We start from the raw sequence: 6,723 nt of genomic DNA, 5'->3' as shown, positions 1-6,723 counted from the left end.
CATACAGTTTTTATGTTGCACTTTGAAGTGCAACATAAGTGCAACAGTGCAACATGGGCGGTTGCGGCGTCAAAGCTTGGACCTGAAATCCAGGGAGGCGGGCGGGTGCTCAAGGATGAGAGTTTTAGGAAAGAGTTTGTGTGCGCGGGGAGGGGAAAACAAAGTGCAACATGCTACATTAGCGATAAAGTCACTGAGATCAGACGGCTTTTATGTTGCACTTTGAAGTGCAACATAAGTGCAACAGTACAACATGGGCGGTTGCGGTCAGATCTCGAAGTCCGGGGTCGAGTCCGAGGTGAGCGGCTGCATAAAAGAGGATTGGAGGTAGCCGCGAGTTATACGGTCACCGATCCTGAGGGTTTGGCCTTGGATGCCGAGGGTGGCCAGATGACGGGCTAGGCGGGCCTGGGAGAGGGGTTTGTCGCCGTTGAGGGTATCGGACCAGGGGCGGCCTGGGAGAGAACGGAGGGCGTGAGCGAGTTGGCTGGAGAACAGACGAGGGGCGCCGGTGCGGGCGAAAACGAGGCGGATATCGTCCAGGAGAGCAAGGGAGGGGGAGTCGGCGGCGGTGTTGTGCTTGGAGTTGAGGAGGTCGAAGGCGCGTGCCACGCGCGCGGGCCAGTCGCCGCCGATGACCTGGGCGACGGCGAAGAGCGGGCGCCAGTTGTCGGCGAGGCGGTTGGATGCGCTTGGGGGCAGAGCGGGATCGCAGGCCTTGAGAGCGGAGAAGGAGTCCTGGGCCCAGCGAGCGAGTTTGCGGGCGAGTAGTTGCTCGGGGTCGGCCTTGAGGGGATTAAAGCGGAGGTAAGTCTGGCCGTCAGCCGGTTTGGCCAGAACGATTGTAATGGAGCGGTCGCGGAGTGTGGGCGGGAGGGGGCGGATGCCGGCGAGGATGGTGGGCGCAAAGGCTTTGAAGGCGCGGATGGACTTGCGCGGTCCTTCGCAGCGGTAGGCATGGGAGCCAGCTTTGTGTCCGGCATTGAGCAGGCCGCGCAGCTCGGGGTCTTTCATGATCCAGGTATCGGTTTCATCGAGGATGAGGGTGGGCTGATGCTTGTCAACACCCCGGAAGATGACAGGCGGATTGAGGTTTTCAGCGCGCATGGCCCTGGGGACCATAGCATGGAGGATGTCCAGGGTGGTGGTTTTGCCGCAACCGCCTTCGATGGAGAAGAGGTTAAGGCGCGGACTGAGTTGAAAGGCGTTGACGGCGTGGGCGTGGCCGATGAAGAGGGCGATGGTGTCGGCTGCGCCGGGGGGCAGGACGACCTGGAGAGTAAAGCGTTCGGCGGCCTGGTGAAAGAGTTCGGGCGCATCGGTGATGGGCTCGGGCCAGGGCTCGATGGGAGTGATGAACATGGCGTCGGCCTCGGCATCGGCGAGCTGGCAACGGCGGGCTTCGACCTCAGCATCGAGGGTGCGAAGGCGGATGTTGAGGCGCTTGGCCTGGGCGCGGCGGACGCGGTCGTAGTCGGGCGGGGAGAGGCGGGCGAGAGAGGTGATTTTGGAATTTTGAATTTCGATTTCCGATTGGGGGAATTCGAATTTTGAATTTTGATTTTCGATTTTGGATTGAGTTAGGGAATTTGGATTTACGATTTGCGATTGAGTTGATGAATTTGGGTTTTCGATTTCCGATTGAGCGGAGACCTCGGGGGTTTGCGAATTTTGAATTTCGATTTTGGATTCAACGGAAGGGATCGGTTTGGGTTCGGGGATTTGGGCGTGAGCTGGAGAAGAAATGGGCGGGGTGAGGGCGGCTTGGCCGGTCAGGGCGGTGGAGGCGGGGGGCAGCGGGAAAGTGACGTCTGGGACGTGATGGGCGATGAGCCAGAGGTGGAGGGCCTGGGCCAGTGGGTGAGCACGCGGATCGATCTCGAATCCCGGGGGCAGTTTGGCGAGAGCAGGCTCGATGAGGTGCGCGTTTTCGGGCAGGGCGAGGGTGTGAATGGCGACGAGGGCTTCCAGGAGCGGTGCGCCGAAGCGGCCAGGGCAGGTGAACTGAGCGGCCCAGGCGGCACAGAATTCCTCGTGGCCAAGGTGGCCGGTGAGGAGGGAGGCGGCTTCGGGGGGCAGGGAGGGGCTGTAAGATTGCATGAACTGCGTGAATACACAGCGGTTGAGGCGGCGGAGGACGGGAATGCAGGTAAAGAATGTCAGTTGAGGGGTTGTGATCATATTGTTGGTCATTTCCGGCTGTGCGGGAGGGGTCCCGGTTGGGCCTGCTGGGGTTTCACCTTGGGCGTCTGAATAGGACGTGAAAAGTGCAAGCATGGTGTTTTTGGGTTGAGGGTGTCTGATTTTTAGACGGTGACTTGATAAGTTTTGGGAGTGGATCGGAGGCGGTGGCGCGCGCAGGGCAATACAAGATAGGTTTTATTGGGACAAATCCTTTTAGATGAACTGCATGCGAACCGTGGCAGCATAAGCCATTCCAAATTCTGGAGAAACCGGGAAGCGCAGCAAGAGGTTTTTCGGAGCACGAAAACGATGATAAGGAGCAGGGCGATGGCACCAGGTTCCTTTTCGAAGCAGGATGAGGGGAAGGAGAAGTGCCGCGGCATAGGCGGAATAGGCGGAAGCGGGACGATCCAGAGTTCTGAGGGTAAATGGGTTTATGGTCATTGGCCCGAGGGGTCACGTGATAGCGCCCGCGGGAGCGTGAATGTGCAGGGCTGGCGCCAACGAAGAGAAGAAGCCAGAGGCTCTTGAAAACGCGTCAATGTTACATGTCAATTATTGAGATGTGACCCCGATGGCTTTGGAGCGAGAACTGATTAGCGAGAGAACGACAAAAGCCTTGGCCGCCCTCAAAGCCACCCGCAAACAATTGGGGACACCCAATCCCGAAAAGGCCGTGGCCGCAATGGCGGTGGCGAACAAGACCGCCAAGGCCGAATTCGCCGCCAAGGTGTTCCCCATTATTCAGGAAATCAAATCGGCTGGTGTTCAGACGCTCCAAGGGATTTGTGACTGCCTGAACCGTAGAGGGATTGCCACCCGCAACGGCGGAAATTGGTATCCCGCCACCGTCCGCAACATTCTGAAAACCCAAAACGCCTGAAACGATATGAGAGAAACCATTCGCAACGGGAAATCCGAAATCATCGGCTACCGCGAAACAGGTTCGGGCAACCGCGAAATCCTTCGGGACAAAACGGGACGCATTCTGGGGCGGTTTGAATCCGATACAAGCATCACAAGGACAGCGGACGGCAAAATCATCGGGCGGGGTTCGAACCAACTGCTCCGGTTGCTGAAATGAAAAGCCCCACCGGCGCTACTTTGGCAGGCTGGGGTAGCGTTGTATCCATTTCTGTAACGCCCGTTGTTGCTCCGGCGTTTGTGCATAGGGCAGCAATTCGGACGGATTAGCAAGTGGGCGCCCGCTGCTCGCAGTTTGGAATGCTCTCACAACTGGAATCAAAATATCAGCGTCATAATCTGACCTGCCACGAGCAACCGTCCCAATCACGAAGCGTGTGTCGTAGTCAACATCTACAGGGGTCTTCTCTGCTATCAGCAAGTCCGCTCCGCTTTTGGTCAATCCCATGTTAGTTACATCGGCCGCGTTCACCACGGCATAGCGCTCCAAGATGGAATCGGCCAATGGCGTTTCCAAATATGGCCTGAGTTGAGTAACCTCAGCGGGGAACTTTCCGTCATTAGCCTTCACGTATCCCTTTAGGGCCTCCCAAATGTCAGAAGCAACTTTCTCTTTTGCGAGATTCCTCAAAGCCATTAGCGCCTGACGAGCTTCGGTTTCGGTATCCACACTCACGTTACGGACTGTCTCAAGCCAATCGGTTTCTGTAAGGAGTTGAAATTCTGGAATTCCTTTGTCCGGCATTTGTTCCAGATGCTTCTTGAGTTGGCTGACGCGAGACAGCCAAGATTTCATCGCCGATTCTGTCGTGTCGTTCTGCGCATGAGTGGCTGCAGCCTTCAACTGAGTTACCTCACGGCGCAGTTTGAGCAACTCACCTGCGCTAGTGTTCAATCGTTCGTTTTCCTCGCGTAGCAAGGCAAGCTGTCGTGCTGTTTCGTCGGCGTTGCGCTGCATCTGCTCCACTTGTTCAGTTTGCCGTTGCTGCAGCGTTTGCATTTCCGCACGGGCGTTTGCCGCTTGGCGAGCTTCGTAGATTCCTGTGCCTGCGGCGACAGCAAACGCTGCGGCGATAACAGTTTTTTGTAGTGTGGTCATGGCAATAGCTTTCGTGGCGGCGATTACTGCCGCGGTGGTTATAGTAGTTCCAGAAAGTGCTGCGGCGGTTATGGTGGCGGCCAGTCCTGCCGGTGCGGCTTGGACGGAATTTACGGCAATAGCTCCCGCTATGGCCGTTGCTGAAAGGGTCACGCCCCTCTTGGTGAAGAACTCCCGCAGTTTTTCCAGCCCGCGGTTCACCCGCATCCGGGCTGCGTCCTCCCCTATTCCCATCGCCGCCCCGACTTGTTTCAGTTCCTTCCCGTCAAAAAATCGGAGCACAACGGCATCATGCTCCTTTTCCCCCAGACAGCCCAGCGCCTCATCCAGCAACGGCGCTATTTGGTTCCATACGCCGGGCTCTGGTTCGTTCAATATGGATTGCATGTGTGCCTCCTGCTCACGGAATTGCCGGCGGTGTTGAATTTTCAGCGTGTCGGCAGAAACGTTTCTTGCCGTGCGGCAGAGCCAGCCGGAGAAGATTGTCTTTGGGCCGAGCGATTTCGCTTTCCCTGCCAAGATGATGAAAACGCTTTGGGTGATTTCCTCAGCCAGATGAGGGTCCCGGACTTGGCGTAGGGCGACCGAATAGACCAGATTAACGTGCCGGGATACCAGCGTGGCAAACGCCTGCTCGGAATTGCCTTGGGCATATTCCCGAACCAACGCCATGTCATCGCTCATCATGTCATTGATATATGGACGCCGAAGAGAAAACCGAACAGATTATTTTGAGAATTCTTTGGGCTGGGTTCGGAAAACCGGCTTTGGTGCTTCCATCTGGTTTACCGCCCTTGTATTATGGCACGCTGCCGCCGCCACCTAATCCAAAAGGCCAGCCGGTTCGTTCAGCAAACGGCGGGGGTGCGGGTTGTCTGGCGTCAGCCGTCTTGACCTTCAACGCAAGAGGGGTGCCGATTGGGGCTGGATTTGCGTCTGGCCCATTTTCGGGAGAAGGAGGGGAAGAGGGTCAAAGGTCGGGTTCAGCCCCATTTTCCAAGGGTTTCAAGGGGAAATAATACGTTGTCAATTACGGTCAGCCCGAGCGGGCCGGTGGGGTCAAACCCACCACCGGCGTCAAGGTCTATGTTCGGACCGCCGATGACAATGACGCTCTGGCCTGGGTAAATGAGCAGGGTGTCACCGTCACAGAATCCCAACACGAAATCCGCGAACCATCCACCGCCAGGACCCAGGTTATCCGGAGCGGCTACGTCAGCGTCTGGGTCTCCATTCCCCGCCTGAGATTAAGACCCTCGGCAACCTCGACCTCCTCTCCCAGCCCACGACCGCCCTCTTTTGCTCTGCTCGATGTCCGGGGGAGGCAATTCTCCGAATCTACGACCAGGCGGCCAAATGGCGCGATGAGGGTCACTGCGTCATTAGCGGTTTCCACTCCCCAGTTGAGAAGGAATGTTTGCGCATCCTGCTACCGGCAGTGCACCGCTACGCGGTGCGCTCCGTCCCAACGACGGGGATCGGCCTTGCTTAACTTCTTGCCTCCAGCCTTCTTTGCCCAGGAGGCCTCCGCTCCGCATAAGGCTGCTCGTTGGTGACAGCAAGAGGCCTATTTTGCCGGCTCGATCTTCACCAGCACCCCGCCATGCCGCGGGACGGTGGCCTGGAACTGACCATCAAAAGCACCCAGGTCTTTCTGACGCCAAAGGTCGCGCACCCGCTGCTTCCCGCTGAGGCCAAGGTCGGCCCAGGAGACGCTCACCGGCGCTTCATCCTCGCTTCGGTTGAATAGGCCCACGGCTTTCGAGCCGTCTGCCATGTCCTTTGCCCAAACCTCGAGTCCATCGAGTTGCGTGACGCGCCCGGCCTGCCGTCCGAGGGGGTCCTGATTGACATCCAACACTTCGTCATTGGTGAGCAGGCTGGCCGTGAACGCATCGAGTTGCGTCATATCACAGCCAATGAGCAGCGGGGCGCAGAGCAGGCACCAGAGGCTGATATGGGTGTATTGCTCGTTGGGGGTGAGTCTGGTGGGGCGCAGATGCGCGCTCCAGCCCACGTAACCCACCACCAGCATATCGGGGTCATTCCAATGTCCCGGCCCCGCATACTTCTCATGGCCGGCCTGGCCAAAGCCGATGCCGGCCATGCTGTGCCAAGTATCACTGATATCGCCTGTAGTGCGCCAGCAATTGCCGCCCACCTGCGCGCCCCATTCCCATACGTTGCCCATCCCATACTGGCACAGGCTGAAGATGATGTCGCGCGGGGCCTGGTCCAGGGCGGCGCGCATCACCTGGTAGGGTTTCATGAAACCCTCATGGTCCGGATGAGGAACAATCCCTCCGTAACTGCACCAATCATATTTGAGGTAATCAAACCCCCACTGGGCATACCGGTTGGCGTCCTGCTGCTCGTGCTCACATTTTGGCGCTAATTTAGGCCCCGAACGGGCTCACAAATAGCCTAGCTCTTCGGCTCTCAGTTGAACGGCGACTGCGTGCGGGCTGATTTGCAGGGCGTCACTGAGGAAGCTCTCCACGGTCTGATCAATGGCG

General features: G+C 57.9%; 5 protein-coding genes and 1 pseudogene. 2 read left to right on the top strand and 4 right to left on the bottom strand.

The window, feature by feature from the left end:
* Positions 1-267: 267 nt before the first annotated feature.
* Positions 268-2,277 (bottom strand): DUF3631 domain-containing protein, encoded by a 2,010-nt coding sequence (locus tag VG146_18930; protein HEV2394429.1) that lies wholly within the window; start codon positions 2,275-2,277, stop codon positions 268-270.
* Positions 2,278-2,758: 481 nt separating this feature from the next.
* On the opposite strand from VG146_18930, the gene VG146_18925 reads away from it, so the two are divergent.
* The gene (locus VG146_18925) at positions 2,759-3,067 is read left to right on the top strand and encodes a recombinase family protein (GenBank protein HEV2394428.1); all 309 of its coding nucleotides are present in this window, start codon (positions 2,759-2,761) and stop codon (positions 3,065-3,067) included.
* A gap of 6 nt (positions 3,068-3,073) precedes the next feature.
* Positions 3,074-3,268: a hypothetical protein gene (locus tag VG146_18920; GenBank protein ID HEV2394427.1), complete on the top strand. Its 195-nt coding sequence runs from the start codon at positions 3,074-3,076 to the stop codon at positions 3,266-3,268.
* A gap of 15 nt (positions 3,269-3,283) precedes the next feature.
* Here the strand turns inward: VG146_18920 and VG146_18915 are convergent, their stop codons facing one another.
* The 3 genes and pseudogenes from VG146_18915 to VG146_18905 all read right to left on the bottom strand — a co-directional run bounded on the left by VG146_18915 (position 3,284) and on the right by VG146_18905 (position 6,569).
* Entirely contained in the window at positions 3,284-4,894 is a 1,611-nt protein-coding gene (locus tag VG146_18915) for a sigma-70 family RNA polymerase sigma factor (GenBank protein HEV2394426.1), read from the bottom strand.
* 880 nt (positions 4,895-5,774) lie between these two features.
* Complete coding sequence (locus VG146_18910; GenBank protein HEV2394425.1) at positions 5,775-6,068, bottom strand: hypothetical protein; 294 nt, start codon at positions 6,066-6,068, stop codon at positions 5,775-5,777.
* Positions 6,060-6,569: pseudogene (locus VG146_18905) on the bottom strand (glycoside hydrolase family 27 protein). The gene VG146_18910 and the pseudogene VG146_18905 overlap by 9 nt, the downstream one beginning before the upstream one ends.
* Positions 6,570-6,723: the final 154 nt, after the last annotated feature.

This window comes from Verrucomicrobiia bacterium (assembly GCA_035946615.1).
GTDB lineage: Bacteria > Verrucomicrobiota > Verrucomicrobiia > Limisphaerales > UBA8199 > DASYZB01.
Note: the sequence above shows the minus strand (reverse complement) of the source record. Positions and strands in the feature narration are given on the sequence as shown.